Origin of the sequence: Vibrio chagasii, from assembly GCF_024347355.1 — a bacterium.
Lineage (GTDB): Bacteria > Pseudomonadota > Gammaproteobacteria > Enterobacterales > Vibrionaceae > Vibrio > Vibrio chagasii.
Map to the genome: position 1 here is coordinate 1,425,610 of NZ_AP025465.1, position 25,968 is coordinate 1,451,577.

A 25,968-nucleotide genomic window follows, 5' to 3' on the forward strand; every position below is an offset into this window, starting at 1 on the left:
AATACAATGTTGTTAGTCTAAATAGCTTGATTAGGTGATCTGATTAGTAGAAATTATTTACAGTTACTTGTACTAATATTGAACGCGATTTACTTGGAATCCAACTTAAAGACTTAGACTTCATACTAGTTACCATTAGGGCTTCCGTTCTGCGAGTTGTTATTTTACGATAACTTGCTCAAAGACATGAGCATACATAGAGTTAAGTTTTCACTTTGACTCAATGCTTATTTTGAAAGCTTAATAGTGAGCAGATTGATAGAGAACAGCTTTGTTCGTTTCTTGGAATAAAAGGAGTGTTGAGCATTCTTTCTCCCTTGATGTTAATCATATCTGTTTATTATCATGACAACGGTTTTGTTGTTTGAGTGTGATACAAAACATCCAATACAGTTGGAGATCGCCTCCCATGGCCAGGTGGGACACAATGAAGCCTTTAAATCGATGAAAGTACTGTGCTATTTCTCTTGTATTTTGGTTAGTGTTGGCTTTTTTGTACTTCTAGTGCTTGTATAAAGAAAGTCGCATATTCGAAGGAATAATGCGACTTTCAAGGACAAAAGGCCGTTATTGACTGTTATGGAGGGTCAATATGTAAAGGTTTGATCGTTTGGTGAAATAACGCGTCTTATAGGATCGGTTCCATCGTAAAACCAAATTTCAACCAGTAAACTCTTCTGGCTATCAGACATGTTAAAGTCAAACTTCGCCTTACCACTATCTAGAGGAACAGAGACCACTTTGCTTTGATAATCCGCTTTATAGTGTCCCGAACTTTCTTCTTGGTATTGCTTATACAAGCTTAAATGCGCGCGTTGTGAAGAAAAATCACTAATATCGACATCCAGTGAACCAGTCTTTACTGGATCGTAGTTAAACCCTGCCGGAATCACTAAATCCTGCATGGTTGGATTGTGTTCTTGTGATGCTAATATCGGCTCAGCTGTTGGAGGGTGACTAACATCACTGCTCGCATCTGGAGTGTTAGCGCCAGAGCTATCACCTCCAGAACCACCCCCACATGCGGTAAGCAAAATTCCTGTCAGAACTATTAATAAGTATTTCATAATATTTTCTCTCTATGGAAGATTATAGGTTTTGCCGGCTGCTGGTGATTGGTGCCAATTCTCATCTGTGACACCCCCTGATTCAGCCCAAGCTTGGAACTCTGGATAAGCGTCAACGATATCAATGTATTCAAGTGGCCACTCCCAATCTTCCATTATTAGTAGCGCCCACGGAAGGTATGTTGCAGTTTTAAAGTAGTTGTTTGAACCATTTAAGCTGGCATCGACACCAATACCATACAAGCTTGTATCAAATTGCTCGGTAGGTGCTTGTCCTGAGAGGTGAACCTCCCAAGTTCTGCCTGGATGGAATGGGAGCCCTTCGCCGTGATAAGTGTTTGGTGTCGCAAATATGAATGGGTCGTACGGCATGCCGGTAATTGACGAGCGATCAGAGCCTTCGGTAAAATAGACCTCTAAGGTAAAGCTAAACAAAGAGGCACTCGTATCACAGCCCGTTTCGGTTCTAAAGAAAGTACAGCCGCTACTATTGTTTGCGTGCACACTCATGTCTTCACCGATGATAAATATTGCTTCATCGGATATGCTTTCTAAGCCGTTAGAGGGTTGTTCAACACCATCAAACTTCAACGTAGTCAACGTTGATTCAATGCTGCTTCGTGTGATGCCTGGCAGTCGAATAGCAAAGCCATTTTGATACGTTGCCCCATAGGACATCAGCTTCCCTGAAATTTTTATAATTTCAACATGAGTGGCCAATGTGGTTTCCGTAATTTGGAGATCAACTATGACGTCGTTCATGTCATAATCTGCCGTGTACGGCCAGTTGTCCTCAAAGGCGACGGAAGCATAGTCGTCAGCACTTGGGAAATACTCAACGGCGTAGCCATTTGCAGTGATGGTAATGGGGTGGTCTTCTACCTCACCAGACGTTGAACCACCGTTGTAGCTAAGCCCTGTTTGCTGACTGAAACGAAAACGGCTCCAGCTTGTCCCTGCTGTAGCAGACTGAGAGACGATGAATGGTAGAGAGTTGCTACCAGCATTGAGCAGCGTGTCAGTGAAGACTTGCTCTCCCGCATCCTCAAAGTCACCGTCTCGGTTCCAATCAAACCAAGCAGATAAGTAACCAGATGAGGACGCCGTTACCTCAATAACTGAACTTAATCCAGGATCTAGGGCTGCGACGAAACCAATGCCATCTTCATCGGCTGTACCAACGGCATTATCGTCTGTAAGAGCCCCAGAATCACCATCAGGAGAGATGCTACCCAGATAAGTCACACCATCTATGTCATGTCGGGGACCATTTGACGCCAACGTAGTACTGTAAGTGTCAGGGGCATCACCAAAATCAATGTTAGAGTTAGTTGGAACCGCGTCTGCACTAGCGCATCGTGCACCATCATTTGAACCGGATGCCGGACCATTTGCAAAAAAAACACCGTTAACATTCGTTATGTTTGTCGGGTCAGTTAAATCGACTCTGTAGATATTACCGGAACTATTACTGGCGGCGTAAAGGTAGCCGGCACCGTCAAAATAAAGTGCACCAAAGCTATTTCCTCCCAACCCGGTATCACCTAAATTCGTTCTAGCTCCGTCCGAGCGAAGGTATTCGAACAAATCACCGGTATTATTGTCGATACCGTAAATTTTTCCGTTATTTGGGTGGATTGCGATATCTGCGTGGTTGGCTTTGGTGCTGTTGTAAGTTTTGACGGTTTGCATGGTTAAGCTTGCAGAGGAGTTTGACGCTAAGGGGGCTAGGTTAATTTTGAAGATACCTTTCGTTTTGTTGTAGAAATAGAGATAGTCGTCATAGACATCACCGGCGATGAAACTGTAATTAGGCAAATTTGAAACAGTTACCTCTGATGCTAGAAAATCACTGCCCATCCTCAAAACCCTAGAGCCAGTGCTGTCGTAGCCATATAGGTATCCGTCATTCTCACTGAAACCTGCCGCATTAAAGCCAGACTGCCCCAAGCCAATACTTGCTGTCTCTAAGTTGTTGTTACCTGTCACTAAGTCAACGGAATACACTGAGGCTGGCTTACCTTGTATTAGGTAAGCATCACTTGGGCAAGACGTAAATGGTCCTGCCATACTCACTGAACTCGCTGTCAGTCCTGCTGCTATAACCAATAGTCGTTTCATGCTAAGTCCCTTTTGTTTGTCTAAGCATCTATGGGGTTGTCTAAGTGAGTATGAAACTTCTATGCCAGTTATTACTTCATGTTTTATATACTGTTTTTTTTTAGGGGTATCGCAATTGTCATAATGATAGTCAAAAAAGGAGTGGATTAACGCATGCTACGTTTCCACAACACTTGAGCAAAAGCCCATGTTCGCTCATTGGTAACGGTTGTTAGATTAGTAAAGGATAAATGTTATCCTTTTTAGAATTATTCAACTGTTCCGTTTTTATTATTAAATTAGATGGACCCAAAAACTAAAAGTATTATTCATATATACATGCTTTAACTGTAAGGCATTGCTGTATATAGTATTTACTTAATATTAAGATGGTATATCTGGGAATTAATTTGACTATTAACTTGTTTTAAATTATTTGAGATGATAAATATGAATGAGATTCGGTTTTTCATTATTTTGGTGAATTTAAGCTTTTTCTAATTCTTGGCGATCTAATTTTTGGAATATATAAATTAGTAAATTAGTAAATTAGTAAATTAGTAAATTACTGATTGTTGATATAAATAAAGGTGTTTAAATTTTCATATAATGTAAGTTATCATCAATATCCCAATTAAAATATCAATAAGGAAATAGCTTGTGTTATTAAGTAGTTCACATAGAGATGTGGATATTAAAGAAATTGAAGTTATATGCTCAAATAGTGATAGCAACCTAGAAAAAATACAAAAAATGTCTCAAATTCTAGAAGTTGTTAACAAGGAGCTTGCTGAGTATAAATCTCTTTCTTTAAAGGATTACAAGGCTATCGATGATAAGTACTACGTAAGACACTATATAGTCAGCAAGATTAATGATTTAAATAGCTTGATTTTCATACAAAACTTGAAAGTAAGTGTGATGAACACGATTAGCTATCGATATAAAAGTGATGAAAAATCTAGAAACCTCGCTGTTAAATCAAGCATTGCGAGAACAATGATTTATATCGAAAACCTTCTCGAGCGTCGCGATGAAGGCCTGTTAGGGGAACCATTGAACAGTGCAATCAGGAGTTTAAAGTACAGCGAAAGTAGTTTGTACTATAGGTTAGAAAGCGCTCTGATTTATACGTTTTTTAAAGCAGAAAAGCGCCGAGTATTGTTTGCACTTAGCAATTCAGGTTTCAAAGAAGAAATTAAGCTTATTCCCGAATCGGGCGCTAAAATCTCACTGAAAAAAGTAGACGCTATCGTAAAAAGAGCGTTAAGTGGGAATATTCACGACAGCTTAGATGAATTTAATATAGCTAAAGTACTTAGTGATGCTACGAGAGAGGTAGAGATCTACCATGCTTGTTCTCAAGGTGATGATAAAGCTGCTTTCCGTTTAGCTTTGGTGAAAATGACAGCAATATCTGATGAGATGAGCACTTCATTGGATTATTTGGACGAAACTTTCGACCAAATTTTATTAAAAAATAATATACCTAAGAAGGTACTGATCCGAGATGAGTCTAAGGATGGTCTAGAATTTCAGGTAATGGATACCATGGCGTTATTTTACAGTGACGCTATTAAGCTAGACGACATTATTGTTTATGAAAAACCCCAAGTAGTAGAACGATTTAATGATGTTATTCATTTAATTAGTGTACTTTCTGAAGTCATGGAACTGGAGGGGGATGAAAGCCAATCAACTCTCGCTATTGAAAAGATAGTAGGTAGAGAAAATTTCAACTCGGACAGTCAATATTATGCGCAGTTTGTTGAATATAAAAACTCTGATTTCGAGCAGGATTTGGACACTCTGATTCGTGACCAATCAATCTATCAAAGTGACTTGAATAGCAATGTCAGCATTATTTCATCCGCAGATATAATACTGCCTTTCTACAGTAAGAATGCGATTAAAAATATTCTTGATGACTACGTGGTTGGTAAAGCAGAGGGTATTGCTGAAGCGTATCGATTGGTCGAAGAGAAATTTCCGAACTGTGATGATTCAGTGAAGGCTTTCATTGCTCTGTTTGCTAATTTGTTTATGTCTGCTCCGACGACAGAGGCTATATCTTTAGCGATAAAACCAGCGGTGCTGATGCTGCAAACTCATCTAGGTATGAGCGGCAGAATTGTTCTCGCTAAAGATAGCAACCATCGCCACTTCTTAGTCAGCACATTTGCATTCCATCACCGAGTGACTTACCTAGGTGGGGCCGATAATGAGCTTGTTACTCAGTTGATTGAAGTGTTGCCTAAACCGGATGAGAACTGGAAAGATGTATCATACGAAGCGTTAAACGCTATCTTCTTTAAATTGAACATTCCAACAGGTTTTGACGACACTCAGGAGCAACCTAAACCTTTCTTACTGCGCAATCATAGATTTGATAACTTTATGTGGGACGCAGTACAAGAGACGACGCTCCTTAAATTTAACCTGATTGCTCAGTCGTTTAAAAAGGTAGGTACCAAAAAACAGTTCCAAGAGAATTATCTTTTGAAAGATTTGGTTGCCAATGAGTTTAAGTTATCTCTGAGCGACAAATTGGTCGAAATGAAGGAAGTTCTGTTTACTGAAAGCTCAATGGAAGCTGCATTAAACAACAAGGTTCCGTTCTTACAAGTCGCGCAGAAGATGATAAACGATCCTGATTATGAAGTAGATATTCAAGATATTGAGTCGATTTTTCTTGATTCAATTGTACTTCTAGCAGACATCATTCCCATTTTTTCCCCGATTGCTAAGGCGTTGAACGTTAACCTCTCTGTTGTTGTAAATGCTTGTGTAGTGAAAAATATTAGAGTGATTCGTTTATCTAAAACGGCCTTCATGAGAAGCGTTGTAAACGATATCTCTGACGAATTTATACGCCGTTCTAAATTTATATCGAGCGATGCCATCGGCGATCTAAAAAGTAAGATAAGAGCGATTAAAAAGTACAAGTTCCTGAAAGAAACCAGTGAACGTTTAGAAACCATCAAAACGATGGGTTTAAGTGGTGGTGCGGGCAGCTTTAAAGTGAATAGTGCTTACGGTGCCTCTTCTGGAAACGTTGTACTTGAGACGTTTGACTGGTGTTTTAATGGAAAAGGACCCGTTGGAAAAGTCGTATCGGACAATCAGATTCCATTGCCAGCTCAGCCTGAAGTTTTTCAATCTATTATCGATGAAAAGGTCTCTATAGTAAGGCAGGCGGATGAACCGATTCTGATTTCTGGTTGGCGTTCTCCACAAACTGGCCGCATTCATATTCTGGATGGACAGCACAGGTTTATTGCCGCAGCGAAGCTGGGGATTCCCGTTGAAGTAAAAATCAAAAAGTTCGGTACTGTACCAACCCAGGTAGATTGGAGTGGCACTAAGTTTAGCCAATCTACCCCTGCAAAGTACAAGATAAAAGGTGTTCAGAAGCCGATATTCAAAAAAGCTATCGTTCAAAAGTCTACTAACACTAAGGGGAAAGTTGAGAACATACACATTCACCCCGAGCTTAGGATTGGTTCGATTGGTCGACCTAATAAAAACTATTCTACTGGCGCGCAGCTGATGACGTTTTGTGAAAACCTAAAACAAAACAATGTCTCGGCATTGATCTCCCTTGATTCTGGGATGTCGGCAAGAGAGATCGTATCACTAACTAAGCAACTAGCGAGTCACAATATCGAGTATATCTCTAACAAGACGACGTATATTAAGGACTTCTTTTCAATCAAAGCCCTTACACAGCCTTTAAGTGAAGATATCGATGGTCTAGCGAATCGGGTACTGGACTTATTGAGTACACGCGAAGGGAATGTGTTAGTCCATTGTGCGTTAGGTGATGGTCGCTCTGGTATGGTTAAGTCGGCAGTGATAATGAAACAAATGTTCAACGAGAGCCGTTTAGACTTGAGTAATGTGCTCGAGGGGACTAAGGCTTACGTCAAACCTTCCATCGAATCCGAACAAGCCGTTTTATCATATTTGGATGTGAAAAATAGCATTGATACGATTCGTAAAACTCATCCAAAAGCACTCGAACGTTCTGATGATATAGAGGTTTTAAATCAATACCTTGAATATCTTCAAAACAAGAGTGCCACGGTATAATTGACCTTGTACTCGTCTCCGCAGTGATGCTGAGCTGTTAGGTTACACTGCCTCCTCGAATAAGTAATCGAGTGGGGCAGTGGTTAAATCAATCGTGGAAAAATAAATAGGGCTTAGAGCTGCTCTATATTAAGTGCCTTCGCTCTTTCAGCTCACGCTTTTGATGGGTGGTGTTGGTCATCATGGCGATAAGTCTTGCCACTTTTTTACGCATGTTGCGCCTATCTACAATCATGTCTAAAGCACCATGTTCGAGTAAGAATTCACTCTGTTGAAAACCTTCAGGTAGCTTTTCCCGTACCGTTTGTTCAATGACTCTTCGACCCGCGAACCCGATTCTCGCTCTAGGCTCATCGATATTGATATCGCCCAGCATGGCTAAACTGGCTGAGACACCGCCAAAGGTTTGGTCGGTGAGTACCGAGATATAGGGCAGTTTAGCTTCAGACAATCGTTTGAGCGCAGCGCTGGTTTTCGCCATTTGCATCAACGCCATGAGTGATTCTTGCATGCGCGCTCCCCCGCAGGCTGAAAAACATACCAGTGCGCAGTTTGATTCAATTGCTTCATTGACTGCATCCACAAATCGAGCGCCTACAACGGATCCCATTGACCCAGCCATAAAAGCAAATTCGAAAGCACATGCGACAACTGGCATTCCAAGTAGCTCGCCCTTCATCACGACCAGTGCATCTTTTTCTCCTGTACTTTTTTGTGCAGAGGCCAGTCGCTCGGTATAGCGTTTGTTGTCTTTAAAACTGAGCAGATCTATTGGTAGATATTGAGTGCCTAACTCCGTTCGCTCGCTGTTATCGAGAAATGTGTCTAAGCGAAGACGTGCTGTCATGCGCATATGATGCCCACATTTTGGACACACCTGTAGGTTTTCCTTGAGTGCGATATGGTACAAGGTTTGAGTACAAGAAGGGCAGCTGATCCAGACACCTTCTGGGATTGACGCTTTGAGATTACGTTTTAAGTTGTTCTTATTCAATAGTTTTTCTAGCCAGCTCATGGATAACCTTTATTCCCATCGTTCGAGTGATGAATATTGTATAAGCCTGTTTTTGGTAATAAAGTGTCAATTTTGGGTTTCATAATCCAATAATATGAGATTGTATGAGAGGGGATATGCTGGATAAAATTGATCAGCAATGGCTAAAGAGTTTTCATTGTATTTATGAGAACAATAGCTTCAAAAGAGCGGCAGAGTTTCTGTGTTTACCGACTTCAAATGTTAGCCGACATATCGCGTTGTTAGAGCAACAACTAGATGTAAGACTGTTTGTGAGAAGCACGCGTCGTATCGCTCCAACAGAAGCTGGCGAGCATCTTTATCAGCGTACGAAGCCCTTGTTGGATAAACTCAATCAGGCGATAGAAGAGGTCACACAACACTCTCAAGACGTACAGGGACAATTAAACATCTTAGTGCCGGACTCTGCCGAATTAGCTCAAGCTGTTATTGCCTTTTGCAACCAGTACCCTTCGATATCACTGTGTTGTGATACTAGCATTAGTCCACAAGAGGACTTGATCGATGGCTTTGACGTTATTGTCAGTTTTCATAGAGGAAAGCTAGAAGACAACAGCTGGATCGCTAAAGAAATCCAACGCTGGCCGAGTGTTGTCGTTGCCTCACCTAAACTACTTCAAAGCTGCTCAAAACCGTTTCAGATTACAGATTTAAAACACGTGCCTTGTATCAGTAGCTTTACCGCACTGAACGGTACACCTTGGGTTTTTACAGACGATAATGGTGAATGGGTAACGCAGCGAGTCAAATCAGCATTTAAGGTTAATAGTGGTCAGCTTGCTAAGGCTGGAGCATTGGCCGGTTTAGGCTTTGCGATACTACCAGCTGAACTTTGTTGTGAAGAGATTGAAGCTGGTGAACTAGAAATCGTAGAACTCGAATATCAGCCTGCAGACTTAGTTCTGTATGCGTTTTATGCCTCAAGAAAACACATAGCGAAGAAGGTTCCCGCCTTTATAACGCATTTGCAGCAGCGTGCGAAAACAAAGCAGTAGGCCATTCGAGCCTTACTCTTGCTTAGAAAGCGTATTGCGGGTACTGAAAAACTACCCCCCAGTATCGCTAAAGTGCTACATTACAGGTTAACCGCTTGTTTTTAATTACCTTGAGTACCTACGTTATGTCACATACCGCCAAAGATCAGAAAAAACTAAAGGCCCGAGTTAGTAAAATACAAGGTCAGGTCAATGGTTTGAAAAAGATGCTCGATAACGACGAGCAACAGTGCCAAGACGTACTGCAGCAAATCGCAGCGATTCGTGGCGCAGTGAATGGCTTGATGAGGGAGGTCATTAAAGGTCATCTTCTAGAGCATGTGGTACTAGAAGATGACAAAGTTCAGCGTGAAGAAGATATGGAAGTGGTACTGAAAGTATTGGATTCATACATCAAATAGCGCTTGGTTTAGCGGTTCATTTGAGCCTTTCTTTTTACTAGCTCTTTCTTGAGAACATTAACAGCGTAAGGCTTCATTGATTTCCAAGCCTTACACTCTTCTCGTGTTCTACCACAGCCTAAACACCACCCTTTACTGTGTGAAAAGTCGCACATATCAATACAAGGGCTTTTCTGTTTTTTCATATTAGAGCCTATCTAGTACTTTCTCTACACTGGCTTCAAGTGAGCGCAGTCGGTTGAATTCCTCGAACAAACGCTGCTCTAGGTTTTTGAAGTTTAGGGGTAAGGTTCTCTGGCAAATCCCGTAACTGTTGTCTTGAGTTTTATAGCCTTTCCAACTTTCAATGCGAGCTTTCTCTAGTGCTTTAAACTGGCGTATAAATTCTGCTTGGGAAGGGCAGTCTTCTTCCGCATGCATGCAAATAGGAAAGGCCTTTTGCTTAATTTGAGGCCCTTCGATAAAGGTCTCAAAGTGGATACCGCCCTGTTTTTGGTTGAACCATGTCTCTTTATATAACTGAAGGTACTCGCCACGGTTATAGATCTCCCAACCGTCCTCGAACCAGTTTGTTTTTCTTAGCATCTTATCTAGGTTGCGGAAAACACCTTTAACATCTTTCATATGGAAACTCTTAAGCCGTGGTTTGTGAGATAGTGTGTTAAAAAAACTATACTCCCCCTGAGTATAAAATACTACCCCCTAGTATATGTGGTTATTGTACATAACCGAATCTTAGAGCCTATCTCAGTGTGTCGGAATAGGAATTGGCTGTTTTGAAAGGACACTGATGCACCCTGACCCGGCAGTATTCCCCATGTGATTCAAGGCCCTCATGTATGGGGTATTTACGCATTAAAACTGACAAGTTGATGTTTAACGAGGGTACATTTCAGTTATGTAGGCCGCATAAAACAAGGGAAGCGAAATTAATCGGTTCTATCCTCGTTAATTTTCAGGAGAATAGCCGCCCGATGATTAATGTCGGTAGTGAACACGAGGTTTCAGGTATGGCAAAGAAAATTATATTTATCCACGGTCGGGGGCAAAAGCCTGACAGGGAGTCGCTTCAATCATTGTGGTACGATGCTATCGAACATGGATTACAGCGTGACTGTAAAGGTTCTGATTCACTCCAAGCTTTCCAGAATATCGAGAAGCGTTTCGTGTATTTTGGCGACTTATCAAACACATTATTGAACAAGCCAACTGAAGAGCCGCTTGTCCGACAACAGGCTTTGATCGATCTCAAAGGGTACACGTCCCATCAGTTTAATAAGAAAACGTATGGTGAAGTTTCGAAGGCAGGGTTCCTGCAAGAGGCGCTCGCGGATACTTTTTCTTCTGTGCTTAGTCGTTTGAAAATGGCAGAGCCACTTATAGCATTAGTTGCTCCCGATATGAGTCATTATTGGTATGAAGACTCTTACTTTGGTAGCGACGTAAGGTATCGATTAATGGTGGAGCTGAGAGAGGCGTTAGATAACCAAGATGAGGTGATGATCGTCGCACATAGCCTTGGCACAATGATCAGTTATGACGTGTTATGGAAACTCTCCCATTACAGTGAGTACCGAAATGATTACGGCGCCAAAAAGAAGATTGATCTTCTGGTTACGTTAGGTTCACCTTTAGGTGATGAGAGTGTGAAAGAGCGCTTGAAAGGGAGCCGTTTAGAGGGCATGAAAAAGTACCCTTTGAATATTCATAAGTGGGTGAACTTGTCGGCTGAAGATGACTTTATCTCTCACGACAGCAAAATCAAAAATGACTTTCAAGAGATGCTTACACTGGGTTTGATTAATGGTGGAATGAAAGACATTTATCCAATTTACAATCTCAATGTGTGTGACGGGCAAAGCAACCCGCACGCTTCTACTGGTTATCTCATAAATCCTAAATTCATCTCCGTGTTAGATGAGTGGCTTGCCAGTTAGCGGTAGCGCACTGGCCTAAATACGCATATTCAAAGGTAGATAGCCAGATAATCAAATGAGTGTTGCGATACGGATATCTTACTTAATCCAATTTTATCACTGCGATTGTACTCCTCAATAGAGTGGTCGAACCCGTAAGCTGTAGAAGGTGCCATATACTGGGTCATGCCGTGTTGTGTCGTTGTTATTTGATCATGCCCATGACCACAAATGACTTCTCTCACTCTATATTTCTGAAGCACTTTCATTATGGAAAAATCGTTCTCAAGGCGGATTGCTTTCATCCAATCGGCACCGACAGGGATTATGGGGTGGTGAATAACAATGATAGGATGGCTGGCTTTTCTCAGCTGTTTTTTTAATTTGGCCAGACCTCGATTATCGATACGTCCTGAACCGAGTGGATGAACGCTGTCTTTGGGTTTGAGACTAGAATCGAGAAATAGAAATTCACGACCACAAATGGTGGCTCTATCGGTTACGCAGATCGTCGAACCTTTAAGCTCTTCACGCATTAAGCGAGAGTCATCATGGTTGCCTGCAATCGCATAAATAGATTTGTTGGTAAGGTGTCGAACGAACGTTTCTAAGTGAACATAGTCACCGGGTTGGGGTTTACAGCAAATGTCACCTGTTAGGAAAATAACTTCGCATTCTTGATCGTTATTGACGTATTCAAGAGCTCGACGTAGATTTCCATAGCTGAATTCATCGGAGAGGTGGCAGTCACTGATTTGGTAAATGGTGTTCATTATTGGCGTCCGGTCATTTCAAGATAATCAAGCAGGGCTTTTACCTTGGATATGCGCGTCTATGGTGTGGATAGAGCGCGTGTAGATCCGAAGGTTTAAATGCCCAGTCATACAAGATACTAATTAGCTTACCATTTTCTACAAATTGTTCAGCTATGTTGTCTGGTACTCTTTCCTCCTAAGCTCCTGAATCGCCATGCGCCCGTTAGTTTTGATTAGTACAAAAATGCCTGCTGGATGAGCAGGCATGATGTGAGGTAGGTTTAAGAGAGCGGCTCCCTTAAAATAGTGGAGGAAAGCATTCAACCTTAGTGGCTTAAAGAAGCGAACCCCGTTGGAGAGATAAAACCATCATTCGTTCTTTGCTCAAACGTCTGTAAAATTGGGTTGATGTAAAACTCTACGATCTCATCACTATTGATTCGATTCATGTACAACATGACCGTTTGATCAGATTGTACGACAGCGCCATCGATAGCGGTTAATTTATCAACGTCTGGTGCGTAAAAGTCTTTGTTAAGCTCTATGCCAGTATCAAAGTCATAGAATGTTTGAGTCTCAGTATCGAATGCCGATACTTTGACTGTTACCCCTTCCTTAACCCAAGATTCATTGTAATCGACGCAAAACAGGGTATGTTGCGAGGCTCTCAATGCATCGAATGAAGAGTAGGGGCGACTTTTGTCTATCAGCGCACTTTCTCCAACGTAGTCGTAGCTATTCTCATTGAGCTTATTCACTACGCATCCAATATTCATGTCATAACCATTAATTTGTGGGCTGCGCTTACTTGTATTAACGGTATTCCCTTCAGAGCCAGTAATGTCGTATTGGCTTTGCGTCGAGACTAGCTTGTCTCCAACTGGCGTGACAAATGAAAAGTAGTTTGGCTGTGCACGGTCGATCCCTGTTAGTTTGCCATCAACCACTCTCAAGGAATCATAACGTGAATTCGTATCTTGATAGTCTAGTTCCTGATATTCATCTGAAGATTTGATATAGGCATAGTGATTATAATTCACAGCATGATCTTCTGGTGGATCTTGGTAGTCGACGAGAATATTACCTTGTGCGTCTATCTGTATGTCTCGTTCATCGGCATACGCACGACTTTTTAACGTTTTGAAGACAAAGGCATTATCTTCTAGCACTGCTTTGTAGATTCCTCTTGTGTGCCAATGCTCGTCATCTGTAATGTCAAAGCTATATAGCGTCTCATTTGGTGCTAAGTCACCTTGTTTCTGTTGGCTAAGAAATGGGCTCTCGTTTTGTAACTCAGCATCAAATTCCGATACCTTACCGTCAATCACGATGGGATAAAGCTGACCACTTTCTTTGTCCATGATGACAGGGTAATTGCCATGATATGTTTTACCTTTCCAAGCGACCGTTGAGTTGTCCATGTTAAACATGGTGTACTTCTGGTTGATATCGAATACACGTGTAACCGTTGGCATAACCGCTTCGTCACATTGTTCGCATGGCTGGAAGGCAACTTCGAATATGCGCTCGTCACCTTGTAAATTTTTGTACGCCATCGTATTTAATGCCGTATTGCTTGCGGGCTCAATATCAAAATTGGAAGGCTTAATTGTCTGAAAGTTGGTTTGGGGAATATTCAGTGATTTGAGGGCCGGAAGCTTAACAAGCGGTGCTGGATCAATTGAGCCATTACCGTTTGAACCTCCGCCATTCGAGCCTCCACTGCTTGAGCCGCCACCACACCCGGTAAGGGCCATAGATAGCATTGCTGCGATTGAAATAGTGTATTTCTTAATGTTCTTGTTTTGCATGAGCTGACTTGTGTTTTTGATTGTGGGATTGATGCTTCTCTCTAACTTAACTGCCACTTTATTTTTTATCTGAAACCAACATTGGAATCAGGTGTTTTTGTTGTGTACGGTCAATGATTCTGAGCGGAATCATTGTGTATTCACATATTGGGATGAATACGAGTAAGTTAGGACGCTTTGTTTAAATGCCTTTGTAGCCTTGTTAAAGAGTTGCGCGATTATAGTTATTTTTATTGTGTTGCCAGCTGTGCAAACTAATATTTTATAAATGATTGGTTGAATGACTATTTCTAAGTAACTAGCAGCATATATTCGATGTATAGCTATAGCATGATTTAATTATTCTGATGTATTTAGTCAGCCATTTGTCGCTTATTGTTTTTTTTGACGCAGCATATGGTCGTACTTTTAATAAGCTCTTAAAATCTAGCGGCATGTTCAAATGACTATATTATATACTGGGGATATAATCTGGAATTTATCGCTATAAATGCCATTGTACATATTGAAAGTGTGGTGATTAAATAATCTACGTGCTTATTGGGTGGATATTCGGTGGGTAGGGAGCAGAGCGTGCTTCTTAAATCATTCTATTTAATTATAATTCTTTATCTATTTTTGTTTATTCCAAATTTTTATGTATCTCTATAATGGAATCAATTAGTTAAGTGAGCCCTGAAATACTAAAGAATATTTCCATTGCCCAATGGATCTAGTGAAGCCACCGCGTAAGATGTTGTGCTGAGTAGTAGAAATAATATGGTCCACTTTAACATGATAGGTCCTCATTTGTTGGTTCGGTGGATAGGGTATTAGATAGTTTGATGGTGTGTAAAGTATTAATAGATAAGAGTTTTTATTGATAAATTCGTCGAGTTAGCTCGGTGTGAGTACGTGCGAAGACATGAAAACGGCCTAAGGCTTTAATAAAAAAAAGCCACCCCGAAGGGTGGCAAATACAAACGAGAAGAATCATTACAAATGAAAAGCCCTTATTTCATAGTAAAGATATTCTACAAGGTTATGCAGACGGTTGAATATGAACATTATGTTGTAGATGTTGCAAATTTGTAATTGAGAAAGTGTGATATTTGAACAGGAAATACCCGATATACGCACGTTTTGTTTGATCTAGCGCTGATATTTTCCGCACCCAGAGTGTCAATGAACAGGCAAATTAATCGAAGCAATGCTCACGAGTAGGGAATGCCCTATTTCTCACTTCTTGTTCATATTCACTAAATGATGTTTTGATCAGCTGGCTTAGGTCGATGTATTTTTTGACAAACTTAGGTGTATATTCAGTGAATAAACCAAGCATGTCTTCGGTCACTAACACCTGACCATCACATTCGGGTGAAGCTCCGATACCAATAGTCGGGATCGATACAGATCGGGTGATTTCTCGAGCTGTAAGCTCATCGACGCCTTCAACAAGTAATGAAAAGGCTCCAACTTTTTCGAATTTTCGTGCTGTTTCGATGAGGTAGTCCCTTTGGTGTTGTGTTTTTCCTTGAACCTTAAAACCACCTAATACGTTGGCGTATTGAGGGCATAGGCCAATATGAGGCATTACCGGTATACCTCTTTGAATTAGAAACTCCACTGTTTCGAGCATTTCGGGGCCACCTTCGATTTTGATACCTTGGGCACCTGTCTGAGCCATAACTTTGGCTGCATTTTTATAAGCTAATTGTTTCGATTCCTGGTAGCTGCCAAAGGGCATATCTACTATTACGCAAGATGTTTCGGCACCACGGACTACGGCTGAACCGTGGGAAATCATCATTTCTATGGTAACTGGCAATGTAGAGTCAAAGCCAAAAGCCACCATGCCTAGCGAGTCACCAACAATAATAAGATCGACATAAGGATCCATTAGTTGCGTTATGTTTTTTGTATAGGCAGTGAGTGACACTATTCGCCCTTTTCCTTTCATGCTTTTTATCTTAGCGGTTGTGATTTTTGTTTTTGAGGTATGTGTACTCACAATATTTTCCTTTAAACGGTTTTTCGTTTGAGTGACAAATAGTCCGGAACCACTCTGATTTAGGTGTTTTCCCAAATAAGATAGGAGTCAATGTGATTAGGTTGATTGTTTATCTTATTGTTTTATATGGTAATGTAATGCAAGTTCGGTTCTGGTAGCGCCTAGATTAGTGGAGCAACTCATGGAGGCGGTATCGAATATATGTCAATGAATAGAGAATATTTATCAACAATGATTTCAACCTACCCACCTTCGAAAGAGTCATTTGAAAACTTGTGTAGCGAATGCAAAGTGGTCGCTCGTTCAATTCCCAAAGGGGCAAATGTTGAGGCACACAGCCATGCATGGGTTCAGTTGCTTTATGCGAAAGAAGGTGCGTTGTTTTTGTATTTAGACAGATCCAAGGAGAGGATGCTTGTGTCTCCTCAGCAGGGAGTATTGATTCCGGCTGGCGTTAGACATTCGGTAGGAACGTTGAGCAACGTAGAACTTGTTAGCCTTTACATGCCTTCAGAGATCTTTGATTTTTGCTCAGTCAAAGCTCAGCTTGTGGAGATCAATTCTTTCTTAAAATCGCTGTTAATTGAGATGGAAAGAACTCCAACAAGTAATGATGAGGGTGGCCAAAAGTTACTCGTTGATTTGGTCTTTCACCGTCTGAAAAGCGCTAGACGGCTGTTTACTAGCGCTCCTATGCCTCATGATAGACGCGTGCTTCAATGCATATCTTCGGTAGGAATTAAGTCAATATGTAGTATGGACAAGCGAGAGTTTGCATTGCTTTCAAACGTTTCAGAAAGCACATTGTCAAGAATTATACGTATTGACACTAACTTGAGTTATCGACAATGGAAAAGTCAGCTCGTCGTTCATGTCGCTATTGACGAAATGCTAAAGGGTAAAAGTGTTAGCGGGATTTCCTCTGAGCTAGGTTATGACTCCCCATCATCATTTATTCACATGTTTAAGATGATGACAGGAAGAAGCCCGGCGAGATTTATTGAGTTACTTAGAGGTTGATGCATCTTTTAGAAGCTGAGAGCAAAAGACAAATGCTCTCAGCTTGCTTTGTTTGCCTATTTTCAACGGCTTGTTTGGTTCTTCAAAAACTCTTCAAGTGGAATCGGTTTAGCGAACAAGAAGCCCTGTAGGTAGTTGACGCTTCGCTCTCTTAAATAATCTGCTTGTTGCTCTGTTTCGACGCCTTCAGCGATGACATCTAGAGATAAATCGTGCGATAAGGTGATCATGTGTTGAAGTAGGTGGCCTGTGATTGTGTCAACGCCAATGTCTCGGACAAAGGTTTGGTCAATCTTTAGGTAGTCGAGGTCTACTTTTTGTAAGTTAACCAAAGAGGAGTGACCCGTACCAAAGTCATCTATTGCTATCTTGCATCCGAGCGCTTTGATTTTCCCGAAAATATCATCGGTTAAATCGCAGTAGTTTAGCGCTTCTCTTTCTGTGAGTTCTAGAACTAGAGTAACGTCGTCACAGTCAATAATATCGATAAATTCCTGACACGCCTCTAGCAATGTGCCTTTCGAACAGTGCTGGGGTGAGATGTTTATACCCACATGGAAACCACTAGGTAGCTTGTCTATGAAAGGCTTAATTTGCATAGCTGTGAGCCGCATCAATTGGTGTGTCATAGGTACAATAAGACCAGAGGTTTCAGCCTTAGGAATGAACAGATCTGGTCTCACGATACCTTGTACTGGGTGTTTCCACCTCAATAGAATCTCTATGCCTTGTATTGCACGAGTTTTACTATTCACAATCGGCTGAGCGTATGGGACAAACTCTTTTCTCTCCATTGCACGTTCAATTTCGAGGTATAGATTAGAGGGACGCCTTGATAGCCATATAAGATAAAGGGCAAACAGAGTTTGCAGCAGTATGATGGCTACAATGTATTGCTTATCTTTAGCCCAGAATGCCGTCAGCATGTTTGGGTAAGCAAAACCTGCATGTGCGCTATAAGGAAACTGTTTTGATGATACTTGATGCCAAGAAATGAGTTTTTCTACTGGGTTTGTCTTTACGGTCAACTCTTTACTATCAAGCCACTTATCACCGACTGCAATAAATGACCGCAACTTGCTGCCTGAAGTGAGCGACTCTCTTAGGTAAAGGCTATCAATCCCACTTAATGCTGCGTGATCATCCAACGTTGACCTCACCACGATAAGAGGGTGAGAAGTATCAACTTTACTTCCATTAAGCAGCAGTAATTGTCCTGAAGTGTATGCGGTAGGATCATATTTGGAATTGCCTTCACCCCAAATAGAGGTGCAGAAGATAACATTGTCTTTCGCTAGATTGGCACTTCGTACGTAAGGTATGGTTGCTACCAGATGTCTAAGGGCTAGGGCTTCATCTTCACAGGCATTAGAGTTTAGCAATAGCTTTAAAGCACTCGTGTTGGTCTCTTCACCAAACTCAAGAATCTCATCTACCTTTTGAACGATGCTCAATGCTTTCTGGTTCGCTTGTTCATCGAGATAGCGGCCAAAGTTTAGATACAAAAGCGTGAGCGCTAGAACACAAGGTATAAAAGAAAGAAATACTAGCGTTGTTGGGCTAGTTTTTTTGTTTGCAAACATAGAAGGCCTAGTTAATTGAGTCTTTTTTGTTTAAAGAGAAGAGCATTTAACGAGATTGGGGTACCCAAGTGTTTCGGTAGGAATACATAAACGTCAGTATAAAGCATAATTTTAATCTTTCACTTAAGATTTGCTGCTGATTCCACGTTGTCCATTCTCATTTTTGAGAAATAATTGTTCAACACTAAGCATATTGTGAGTGAAAAAATACATATTACCTATTTTATCTGCAAAGATATGTGGTGTACGTTAGTAACTCTTCATAGAATAATCAGCATTAGGTTAGATTATTTCCCTTACGGAAAATATTAACTATAAAGTTTCGATATATCACTATTAATATAAGGTTATTTGGCAGCCGTCTATAGAGGTGAATCCTCAATGGTAAATGCCCACTTGATACACTTTGGTGTGCAAACAAACCCCAAAGTGTATTTTTTTATCATGAATATATAAACGTTTTGTGTTAAATTTTTATTATTTATAGCCGTTATTTCAATCAGTTCTGCCTGTTGAGCTAAGATCTGCTCTTTAGTCTTTTGCAATAAAACGTCGCTTAGTTTTGTATCAAATACATTCACTATTTCATCATAACTAAGTTGCTTCCCCTCGATAGAGATAAAGTAAGCTTTATTTCCAACTTCGTTGATCTCATCGACGCCGTTTTGAGCCAAAAGGCTCATGGCTCCGTTATGGGTACCAGCAATCTTCCATATGAAGCCTTCTGGCGCTGTAAGTATTTGACCGTAGGTCGTACATTTTACATCGGACAGCTCAGAAATTAGGCCTGGCATTCCGGTGACCATATCATCGGGGCCATCTTTACAGGGTATCTGAAACTCTGGATTAACTAGATCGACCAATTGAGCGGCGTGTAATGGTGCTGTGAGTCCCATCAAGGCAATGCTTAATATCATCTGCTTAAACATTTCAACTTCTCTTAATTGTTTTGTTTAAATTGGGCGTGCCCAAGGCCAAGTATTAATCAAAAATTGATTATTTCAAGTGTGGTGCACTTGATGCAATTGTGCAAAAAGCAGGGGAAAGTTTGAGTTCAATTCAATAGGTATAAGCGGTGCTGAATCATCTAGATGAACTCACGCTAAAAACAGGCAGTAGAGCTGTACATGGGGTTTTTAAGAATTAGAACATTGGGTTAAGCTGAGTGCGGTAGGAATCTGTTTTGTAAGGCTAGAAAATATTAAGACCTCAACTCTGAGAGGTCTTAATACACTTATGTTAGTTAGCTTTTGATGCTTTATGTTGCTCAACCATGAAAGTAATCGCGTCATCACTTAGGCACGATTTGCTCACGTATTGGCGTTGCTTCCCAATATGAATGATAAAGCCAAGGTCAGTCTCCTCAAGCTCGTCGATCTGGTTCCACTTGATCGTGTTGGTGGTCTTATAGTTTTTGTAACTCACGCCATCTAAATCACCTTTAAATACCACTTTGCTGCCAGCGCCAGAGCTGATTCTTTGTCGCCACAACCACCAGGTTCGTTTGCAATATACGCTGAACGCTTCGATAACACTCAATACAATGAAGAACCAACCAACGTAGCCGCTCGGTAATAGTTCAAACTCAAGTAGAACCCAACCAAAAAGAAGAAACAAAAACGCCTTCAAATACGCTTTTGGGAATTGAGTCGGGACGCTCGTTTGGTCATAGCACTCAGCAAAGAAAGCTTTGTCGAGGGTGTACTCTGTGGTGAAACCGGAATCTTTAGACATGTATGACTACTTTAAGGTTCTCTGTAAATGGACTTTCAGTGGGCAGGTGTCCCACGCAGCAATTTCGCAACTTGATTATTGTATCGCTTCTCACCGCTTTTATTTAGAGATTTTGGCTCTGTTTTGTAAATCGATGATAATGAAAACGGAATTCATACTATTAGCTATGCAACGTTTGAAAAAAATTAAAGGGTGTTTATGTCAGCGAAGTAAAAAGACCTCTGGCTAAGAGGTCTTTAGTCTGGGGAAGTGTTATGTAGTTGCTAGCAGTGTTAGAGCGTCCCTACAGTTACATAGTAAACACCGGCGACATACCGCTCTCTTGTCCACTCATTAGCAACAAGCCAATTAAGACAAGTAAAACACCACCAAACAGTTGTAAGTAATGACCTGCAGCTTTCAGTGACGCACTGTTATTCTTGTTACCTGCAGCCAAATAGCGTTTTACCAAGTTTTTGCCTGTTAGTGTCATGATTGCAATCGTCGAGGTTGTGAACGCGGTACCTATCGCCATGGCAAAGGCACTGACAACGCCCATCCAATATAAGCCAACCATGTTTGCGAAAAGCAGAACCATAATCGCACCTGTACATGGCCTTACGCCAATCGTAACGATGATTCCTGCATATTCACGAAGTGTTGAAGCTTTGTTTATAGCGTCTGCATCGGCAACATGCTGGTGGCCGCATCCACAATCCGTTTGAGAATGATCTGTGTGAGCGTGTTCAGCACTTTGTAATGCGTTAGATGGCTTCAACATCATTGAACCAGCAGGTACTGATGAGCGAAGGGCCATTGATGATTGGACTGAAATTGGCGAAGACGTATCGGCAGCTAAGGTGGTGATCGCTTTCACTTTCAATTTTGGTGTACGCATTGTGGTGTAGATGTTTTTAAGAGCCTTCCAACAGATCAATGCACCCACTACCGCGACTAACGCGAAACTCAACGAGACAAACATATTGGCTTTGTCATTCACCATTCGCATAGAAGCGCTAAAGCCCCATAGCAACACGCTTGCTAATAATATTGCGACTAATGCTTGTAAAAATGCAGAAACAACCGTTAGCACTAAACTGGCTTTTGCTTTTGTTGGGTGAGTAGCTAAGTAGGTCGAAACGATGACTTTGCCGTGTCCTGGTCCAAGTGAGTGAAGCATACCGTAGATAAAGCTGACCCCGATAAGGTAGCTACCTGCGCCCCAAGGGTTAGACTTCGCATCATAGAGGAGGTCGGCAAGTTCTGAATTAACTTCTCTTTGCCATTGAATGCTGGATATCACCAATGATGGCCACATAACCCACAGTTGGTATGCACCGACGGCAACGAGTGTGAAGGCAAGGACACCTGTAAGGTAGTATTTTGTTTGATTTTTCTGCATTAAATGCACCTTTATCAGAAATCTTTTTCTTGATGATTAGAGAGACTGAACGAGCACAGACGCTTAATTGTCGAAACGCCTAATCGTAAAAATAAAACGCCTTGGTTAAGAACCAGGAACCGCTGCACAATGAAGCTCGACCGACTGAGTGAATAGCTGACCTAATGTGTTGTCTGGGTCGGCATCGGCAGGTAACGACATCGCATAACTCATTTGCTCAGGCGTTGGGTTCGGCTCGATAATTTCTAACTTACATTGTCTTGCGAGCTCTGGAGATAACGCCACATCGTCATTAGCGATCCACGACATATCGACAAAATAGCTCGGATCAAAAATCAACATACGAAGCGAATCACGTGTTACTGGCTTTGGCTTTGAAAGTGGTAGGTCGAACGTGAGAACCATTTTGGCTTTATCACGCTCGAATTTGGCATGTTCAGCAACCTGATATTTAATTGGCTCCTCACCATTGTAGAAATAAGTAAAGTAATGTTCATACATCATGTTTTCGATCACTGAGGCCGCAAGGTTCTTGAACGTTTCTTCCTCTTTTTCTGGAGAAACGTCTTCGCCATCCAGCATATACATAGAGGTCATTGCGTCAAAAGACCACTCCATTGAAAAACCGGTGATCATGCCATTCTCACCCTCTATATGAGTTTTCATTTCGATCCAAGAGTGGGGGTGTGCATGCAGGTTCGGAGCAAAAGTCAGCATCGCTAACCAAAGAGGTAAATGCTTAACAGAGCGTAATCGCGTTGGGAAACGACATAAATATCGTGAGGAGAGGCACCTGAGCACCTTGATTAGACTAAATAGCGGTTTCATGGGACATAATAGTTAACTGATGTAATGTTATACTATAACAACTGGTGGTGCTGTTCACATCAAATTTGTGTAAATCATCAATTCACTTGTAATAATGTACAGCAAGTGTCGATCATTATTTTTTATGAGCCTCCCATACTCAAAGTCATCAAATTACTCAGTGTTGCATTATCTCTATTTTGTATTTGATATGAAACTAAGCTCTAATAATTTTAGGAGTGCGACAAACAAAAGAGTGCCTGAAGTGATGATCACCAAATTGATAAGTGCGACATTATTATGTTTGTTGTTTTTCTGTAGCGTTATCAAAGCAGAGACGAACATACGTATTTTGAATAACACCCGTGAGGATCTTAGCTTATTTATATCCGGAGATGAGCAAGTTATCACCTCAACCGGCGTCAACCATATTAGGCCTTATAGCTATGCTGAGGTTGCTAACCTGAGTCGATATGGTGGTATAAAAGCAGGCAAAGACTACTACTTTTTTATATTTTTAGGCTACGAATATCTCACTCCTGTAGTCAGGCTAAAAGGAACAGCGTGGGGGTCAGATATGTCTTTTACCCTTGTCGATCCTGAAACCACACATATCGGTGACTTATACAGTGATCGAGCAATTCACGGGAACAATAAAGGGGGGTACCGATACTATTATAAGGCTGATTACACCGGTGGATATGATGATATAACGTTTGTTATAAGTGAAGAACCAACGGCTCCATTATCTGATGCGAATAGCATCAATATACTGACTTACAACGTATGGCTGCTCCCTTATATTGGAGAGTATATGAATGATAGAGATATACGAATTGCTGAAGCGGTCAAGAATCATGACGTGGTTTTTATGCAGGAGGTGTTCAGGCGAGAAAATGAACTACGTTTAAATGCGGACATGCAGCGCCACTTTCAGTATGTCAGTCATAAACTCGATGGTGGTGGCAGTAATACCTACGATGGCGGTGTTATTACTTATAGTAAATATCCCATTGTTGAACAGGCACAACATGTCTTTGATAACTGTCGGGGAACCGATTGTGCGGCAGATAAAGGTGTTCTCTATACCAAGATAATAAAAGATAGCCGCCCTTATCATCTGTTTAACCTGCATCTTGGCTCTTGGAATTCCCGCGAACATCGAAATATACGAATGCTGCAGGTCGGTGAAATACTCGCCTTTGTGGAACGGTTAGGTTTACCGGAGGACGAGCCTGTTATCTTCGGTGGTGATTTCAATATCGCCAAGCACAAGTTTCCGCTCGATTTCACTCAAATGCTAAGAGTATTGGATTTGCAAGAGCCTTCTTTAAAGGGGGCATTGACCTATAGTTACGATCCGCTTGTGAATCAAAACCTATCCGATAGTGATCAATCAGCCCAAGAACGATTGGACTATCTGTTGTATTCAAATAATAGCAGCGTGATGGCGAGTTCCAGCAAAATTGAAGTGTTACGCAGTTTTGACGATGATATGTGGGGTGTGTGGGATTTATCTGACCACCTAGCGGTAAGTGCACGTTTTGAAGTGCCCTAGGATAGTGTTTCTTCTATCTTAGCGGTCTGAAAGGTTCATCGATACAAAGTCAGTTTATGTATTAGGCCGAGCTCCAATGTTTTGCAGAATAAATAGGGTTCTCTATAGTTAAAGTAACAACTTTTAAAGCTAGGGCAGCACTGAACTCATCATAAAATATCTTCACTTCTGATCTCACTTGTGCGTTTTCAGTTGATGAGCCTTCATCTTCGATTCAATCCATCGCTGCCCATTCTGGAGGGCTGCTGATGCAAAATTTCTTCAAATTGGCACTTAGATTTTGTGCCGTTTTTTCTCTCTTACTTCTCCCTTTCTTTAGCTCAATGACTTCATCAGCACCACTTAAAGTTGGCGTTTACCCTTGTCCTCCTTTTGTTATTGGTTCGATGGATAATGAGTGGGATGGCCTCAGTATTGAGCTGTGGGAAAAGATCGCCAGGGATATGGATGTTGAGTTTACGATAGAAAACCATCCACTCGATGAGTTGCTTAGCGCTATTGAATCGGAACAAATAGACATAGGTGTGTCTTGCATTTCAATCACTCCAGAGCGAGAGATTTTTGCTGATTTTTCCCATTCATTTTACGAAACGCACCTTGCTATCGCAGTCAAAAAGAAAGGCTATCTTGAAACTTTACACTCGATATTCTTCAACCCAGCCTTGTGGTTGATCATCGGTGTGGTTGTATTTATCGCAGGTGTCATCGGCGCATTTTTCTATATGCTTGAACACGGTGAAAACCAGAAGCTCTATTCGATGAAAAGCCGAACTGGACGCTGGCTAGAGAGCTTTATCCTTGGTTTACTTTTCATTACTCGAGGCCCATTTAATTACTTTGAATTTAAGAGTTTAACGGGGCGGATTGCTACGGTGTTTATTGGCGTATTCAGTATGCTTTTCATTGCCAGTATTACTGCTGTGTTAGCGAGTAAACTTACACTCAGCCAAGGATCTTCTCAGATCAAAGGTATTAATGATCTAGCGAATGTCAAAGTAGGCGCCAAGGTCGCGACGACATCCTCTCTGCTATTGACCAGCTTTGGTATCAGACATGAGAACTATGTTGATATGCCAAGGCTTTTGGCTGCTCTAGAAGAAGGAGAAGTCGACGCCATTGTAGCGGATGATGTAGTGCTTAAATATATGATTGGGAATGGCAGAATGAGTGGCCAATTTGAAGGTTTAGAGGTGTTACCGTATCAGCTAGAGAAACAGAACTACGGTTTTATCATTACGGAAAATAACCCTTACGAAGAAGAGATTAACCGCGCTCTGTTGCAAATTCGAGAGTCTCGCAAGTGGCGTAAAATCTTAGTCGAGTATTTTGCAGACAACTAACCGAGACAGCGATGCATAGCGTGAAGTATTAGCTGTTAGTCTGCTCTGATTCCAGCGCTGAGGTTTTGCGTTTTTTGTAATGTTTAACACCTGTCCAAATGACATAAGCGGCTACAAAAACGATCAATGCAGAGCGGAGTAGGATAGGCGCATCATGCTCTAATTGCTTAACATGGGGGGCGATACTGGCAAACAAACGGCTGGTAAAAAGCATCCCCATTACAAACATAACAACTTTATTCATCTGACTCGCCACTCAATTAGACACGTTACACAGAGCACTTTCTTATCGGTTCGCTTATCAAAACGGCCAAGAACGACTCTGCTCGAAATAAAAGCATGCGCTTCTCAAACAGCATCGTCAACGCGATATCAGCCTATA

The 25,968-nt window shown here is 41.3% G+C and carries 21 protein-coding genes; 7 read left to right on the forward strand and 14 right to left on the reverse strand.

The features are described 5' to 3' along the window. Positions 1-587: 587 nt before the first annotated feature. Both OCV52_RS06575 and OCV52_RS06580 read right to left on the reverse strand, forming a co-directional pair. Positions 588-1,067, reverse strand: a complete 480-nt coding sequence (locus OCV52_RS06575; protein WP_137408433.1) for a hypothetical protein — start codon at positions 1,065-1,067, stop codon at positions 588-590. A 12-nt stretch (positions 1,068-1,079) separates the two neighbouring features. Next, on the reverse strand, positions 1,080-3,188 hold the full coding sequence (locus OCV52_RS06580) for an LruC domain-containing protein (RefSeq protein ID WP_137408432.1): 2,109 nt from the start codon (positions 3,186-3,188) through the stop codon (positions 1,080-1,082). A 639-nt stretch (positions 3,189-3,827) separates the two neighbouring features. On the opposite strand from OCV52_RS06580, the gene OCV52_RS06585 reads away from it, so the two are divergent. Beyond that, positions 3,828-7,259 carry a dual specificity protein phosphatase family protein gene (locus OCV52_RS06585; RefSeq protein WP_137408431.1) on the forward strand — a complete coding sequence of 1,144 codons (3,432 nt, stop codon included), beginning with the start codon at positions 3,828-3,830 and terminating at the stop codon, positions 7,257-7,259. Between the two features lie 124 nt (positions 7,260-7,383). On the opposite strand, the gene accD is transcribed toward OCV52_RS06585, so the two are convergent. Beyond that, positions 7,384-8,274 (reverse strand): acetyl-CoA carboxylase, carboxyltransferase subunit beta, encoded by an 891-nt coding sequence (gene accD / locus OCV52_RS06590; protein ID WP_137408430.1) that lies wholly within the window; start codon positions 8,272-8,274, stop codon positions 7,384-7,386. A gap of 116 nt (positions 8,275-8,390) precedes the next feature. Between accD and OCV52_RS06595 the strand changes: the two genes are divergently transcribed. Continuing rightward, the gene (locus OCV52_RS06595; protein ID WP_137408429.1) at positions 8,391-9,290 is read left to right on the forward strand and encodes a LysR family transcriptional regulator; all 900 of its coding nucleotides are present in this window, start codon (positions 8,391-8,393) and stop codon (positions 9,288-9,290) included. A gap of 125 nt (positions 9,291-9,415) precedes the next feature. Beyond that, positions 9,416-9,691, forward strand: coding sequence for a Ni(II)/Co(II)-binding transcriptional repressor RcnR (gene rcnR / locus OCV52_RS06600; protein WP_008223718.1), 276 nt, complete (start codon positions 9,416-9,418; stop codon positions 9,689-9,691). 8 nt (positions 9,692-9,699) lie between these two features. Here the strand turns inward: rcnR and OCV52_RS06605 are convergent, their stop codons facing one another. Together OCV52_RS06605 and OCV52_RS06610 are read right to left on the reverse strand one after the other, a co-directional pair. Further along, positions 9,700-9,876, reverse strand: coding sequence for a DUF1289 domain-containing protein (locus OCV52_RS06605; protein WP_063524636.1), 177 nt, complete (start codon positions 9,874-9,876; stop codon positions 9,700-9,702). 1 nt (position 9,877) lies between these two features. Then, the gene (locus tag OCV52_RS06610; RefSeq protein ID WP_137408428.1) at positions 9,878-10,315 is read right to left on the reverse strand and encodes a hypothetical protein; all 438 of its coding nucleotides are present in this window, start codon (positions 10,313-10,315) and stop codon (positions 9,878-9,880) included. Positions 10,316-10,701: 386 nt separating this feature from the next. Between OCV52_RS06610 and OCV52_RS06615 the strand changes: the two genes are divergently transcribed. Continuing rightward, complete coding sequence (locus OCV52_RS06615) at positions 10,702-11,628, forward strand: hypothetical protein (protein ID WP_137408427.1); 927 nt, start codon at positions 10,702-10,704, stop codon at positions 11,626-11,628. Positions 11,629-11,657: 29 nt separating this feature from the next. Here the strand turns inward: OCV52_RS06615 and OCV52_RS06620 are convergent, their stop codons facing one another. The 3 genes from OCV52_RS06620 to panB form a co-directional block, all read right to left on the reverse strand. Then, entirely contained in the window at positions 11,658-12,380 is a 723-nt protein-coding gene (locus tag OCV52_RS06620) for a metallophosphoesterase family protein (RefSeq protein ID WP_137408426.1), read from the reverse strand. Positions 12,381-12,688: 308 nt separating this feature from the next. Further along, positions 12,689-14,173, reverse strand: coding sequence for a hypothetical protein (locus tag OCV52_RS06625; RefSeq protein ID WP_137408425.1), 1,485 nt, complete (start codon positions 14,171-14,173; stop codon positions 12,689-12,691). A gap of 1,177 nt (positions 14,174-15,350) precedes the next feature. After that, the gene (gene panB / locus OCV52_RS06630; RefSeq protein WP_137408424.1) at positions 15,351-16,163 is read right to left on the reverse strand and encodes a 3-methyl-2-oxobutanoate hydroxymethyltransferase; all 813 of its coding nucleotides are present in this window, start codon (positions 16,161-16,163) and stop codon (positions 15,351-15,353) included. A gap of 201 nt (positions 16,164-16,364) precedes the next feature. On the opposite strand from panB, the gene OCV52_RS06635 reads away from it, so the two are divergent. Further along, on the forward strand, positions 16,365-17,183 hold the full coding sequence (locus OCV52_RS06635; RefSeq protein WP_137408423.1) for an AraC family transcriptional regulator: 819 nt from the start codon (positions 16,365-16,367) through the stop codon (positions 17,181-17,183). 62 nt (positions 17,184-17,245) lie between these two features. Here OCV52_RS06635 and OCV52_RS06640 read toward each other — a convergent pair whose 3' ends face one another. From OCV52_RS06640 to OCV52_RS06660, 5 genes are all read right to left on the reverse strand, one after another. After that, positions 17,246-18,766, reverse strand: a complete 1,521-nt coding sequence (locus OCV52_RS06640) for an EAL domain-containing protein (RefSeq protein ID WP_137408422.1) — start codon at positions 18,764-18,766, stop codon at positions 17,246-17,248. Positions 18,767-19,128: 362 nt separating this feature from the next. Further along, positions 19,129-19,695: a hypothetical protein gene (locus tag OCV52_RS06645; protein WP_102425812.1), complete on the reverse strand. Its 567-nt coding sequence runs from the start codon at positions 19,693-19,695 to the stop codon at positions 19,129-19,131. 310 nt (positions 19,696-20,005) lie between these two features. Next, on the reverse strand, positions 20,006-20,500 hold the full coding sequence (locus tag OCV52_RS06650; protein WP_137408421.1) for a YcxB family protein: 495 nt from the start codon (positions 20,498-20,500) through the stop codon (positions 20,006-20,008). A 289-nt stretch (positions 20,501-20,789) separates the two neighbouring features. Further along, complete coding sequence (locus OCV52_RS06655) at positions 20,790-21,881, reverse strand: nickel/cobalt transporter (protein ID WP_137408420.1); 1,092 nt, start codon at positions 21,879-21,881, stop codon at positions 20,790-20,792. 105 nt (positions 21,882-21,986) lie between these two features. Further along, a complete protein-coding gene (locus tag OCV52_RS06660) occupies positions 21,987-22,709 on the reverse strand; it encodes a DUF1007 family protein (protein ID WP_137408419.1) in 723 nt (240 codons plus the stop codon). A 247-nt stretch (positions 22,710-22,956) separates the two neighbouring features. Between OCV52_RS06660 and OCV52_RS06665 the strand changes: the two genes are divergently transcribed. Continuing rightward, a complete protein-coding gene (locus tag OCV52_RS06665) occupies positions 22,957-24,246 on the forward strand; it encodes a sphingomyelin phosphodiesterase (protein ID WP_137408442.1) in 1,290 nt (429 codons plus the stop codon). 248 nt (positions 24,247-24,494) lie between these two features. Further along, on the forward strand, positions 24,495-25,586 hold the full coding sequence (locus OCV52_RS06670) for a transporter substrate-binding domain-containing protein (protein WP_137408418.1): 1,092 nt from the start codon (positions 24,495-24,497) through the stop codon (positions 25,584-25,586). 28 nt (positions 25,587-25,614) lie between these two features. On the opposite strand, the gene OCV52_RS06675 is transcribed toward OCV52_RS06670, so the two are convergent. Further along, positions 25,615-25,830 (reverse strand): hypothetical protein, encoded by a 216-nt coding sequence (locus tag OCV52_RS06675; protein ID WP_137408417.1) that lies wholly within the window; start codon positions 25,828-25,830, stop codon positions 25,615-25,617. Between the last annotated feature and the right edge of the window lie 138 nt (positions 25,831-25,968).

Coding starts and splice junctions, on each gene's coding strand:
- OCV52_RS06575 (WP_137408433.1), bottom strand. CDS start 1,067: ATGAAATACTTATTAATAGTTCTGACAGGAATTTTGCTTACCGCATGT.
- OCV52_RS06580 (WP_137408432.1), bottom strand. CDS start 3,188: ATGAAACGACTATTGGTTATAGCAGCAGGACTGACAGCGAGTTCAGTG.
- accD (WP_137408430.1), bottom strand. CDS start 8,274: ATGAGCTGGCTAGAAAAACTATTGAATAAGAACAACTTAAAACGTAAT.
- OCV52_RS06595 (WP_137408429.1), top strand. CDS start 8,391: ATGCTGGATAAAATTGATCAGCAATGGCTAAAGAGTTTTCATTGTATT.
- rcnR (WP_008223718.1), top strand. CDS start 9,416: ATGTCACATACCGCCAAAGATCAGAAAAAACTAAAGGCCCGAGTTAGT.
- OCV52_RS06605 (WP_063524636.1), bottom strand. CDS start 9,876: ATGAAAAAACAGAAAAGCCCTTGTATTGATATGTGCGACTTTTCACAC.
- OCV52_RS06610 (WP_137408428.1), bottom strand. CDS start 10,315: ATGAAAGATGTTAAAGGTGTTTTCCGCAACCTAGATAAGATGCTAAGA.
- OCV52_RS06615 (WP_137408427.1), top strand. CDS start 10,702: ATGGCAAAGAAAATTATATTTATCCACGGTCGGGGGCAAAAGCCTGAC.
- OCV52_RS06620 (WP_137408426.1), bottom strand. CDS start 12,380: ATGAACACCATTTACCAAATCAGTGACTGCCACCTCTCCGATGAATTC.
- OCV52_RS06625 (WP_137408425.1), bottom strand. CDS start 14,173: ATGCAAAACAAGAACATTAAGAAATACACTATTTCAATCGCAGCAATG.
- OCV52_RS06635 (WP_137408423.1), top strand. CDS start 16,365: ATGTCAATGAATAGAGAATATTTATCAACAATGATTTCAACCTACCCA.
- OCV52_RS06640 (WP_137408422.1), bottom strand. CDS start 18,766: ATGTTTGCAAACAAAAAAACTAGCCCAACAACGCTAGTATTTCTTTCT.
- OCV52_RS06645 (WP_102425812.1), bottom strand. CDS start 19,695: ATGTTTAAGCAGATGATATTAAGCATTGCCTTGATGGGACTCACAGCA.
- OCV52_RS06650 (WP_137408421.1), bottom strand. CDS start 20,500: ATGTCTAAAGATTCCGGTTTCACCACAGAGTACACCCTCGACAAAGCT.
- OCV52_RS06655 (WP_137408420.1), bottom strand. CDS start 21,881: ATGCAGAAAAATCAAACAAAATACTACCTTACAGGTGTCCTTGCCTTC.
- OCV52_RS06660 (WP_137408419.1), bottom strand. CDS start 22,709: ATGAAACCGCTATTTAGTCTAATCAAGGTGCTCAGGTGCCTCTCCTCA.
- OCV52_RS06665 (WP_137408442.1), top strand. CDS start 22,957: ATGATCACCAAATTGATAAGTGCGACATTATTATGTTTGTTGTTTTTC.
- OCV52_RS06670 (WP_137408418.1), top strand. CDS start 24,495: ATGCAAAATTTCTTCAAATTGGCACTTAGATTTTGTGCCGTTTTTTCT.
- OCV52_RS06675 (WP_137408417.1), bottom strand. CDS start 25,830: ATGAATAAAGTTGTTATGTTTGTAATGGGGATGCTTTTTACCAGCCGT.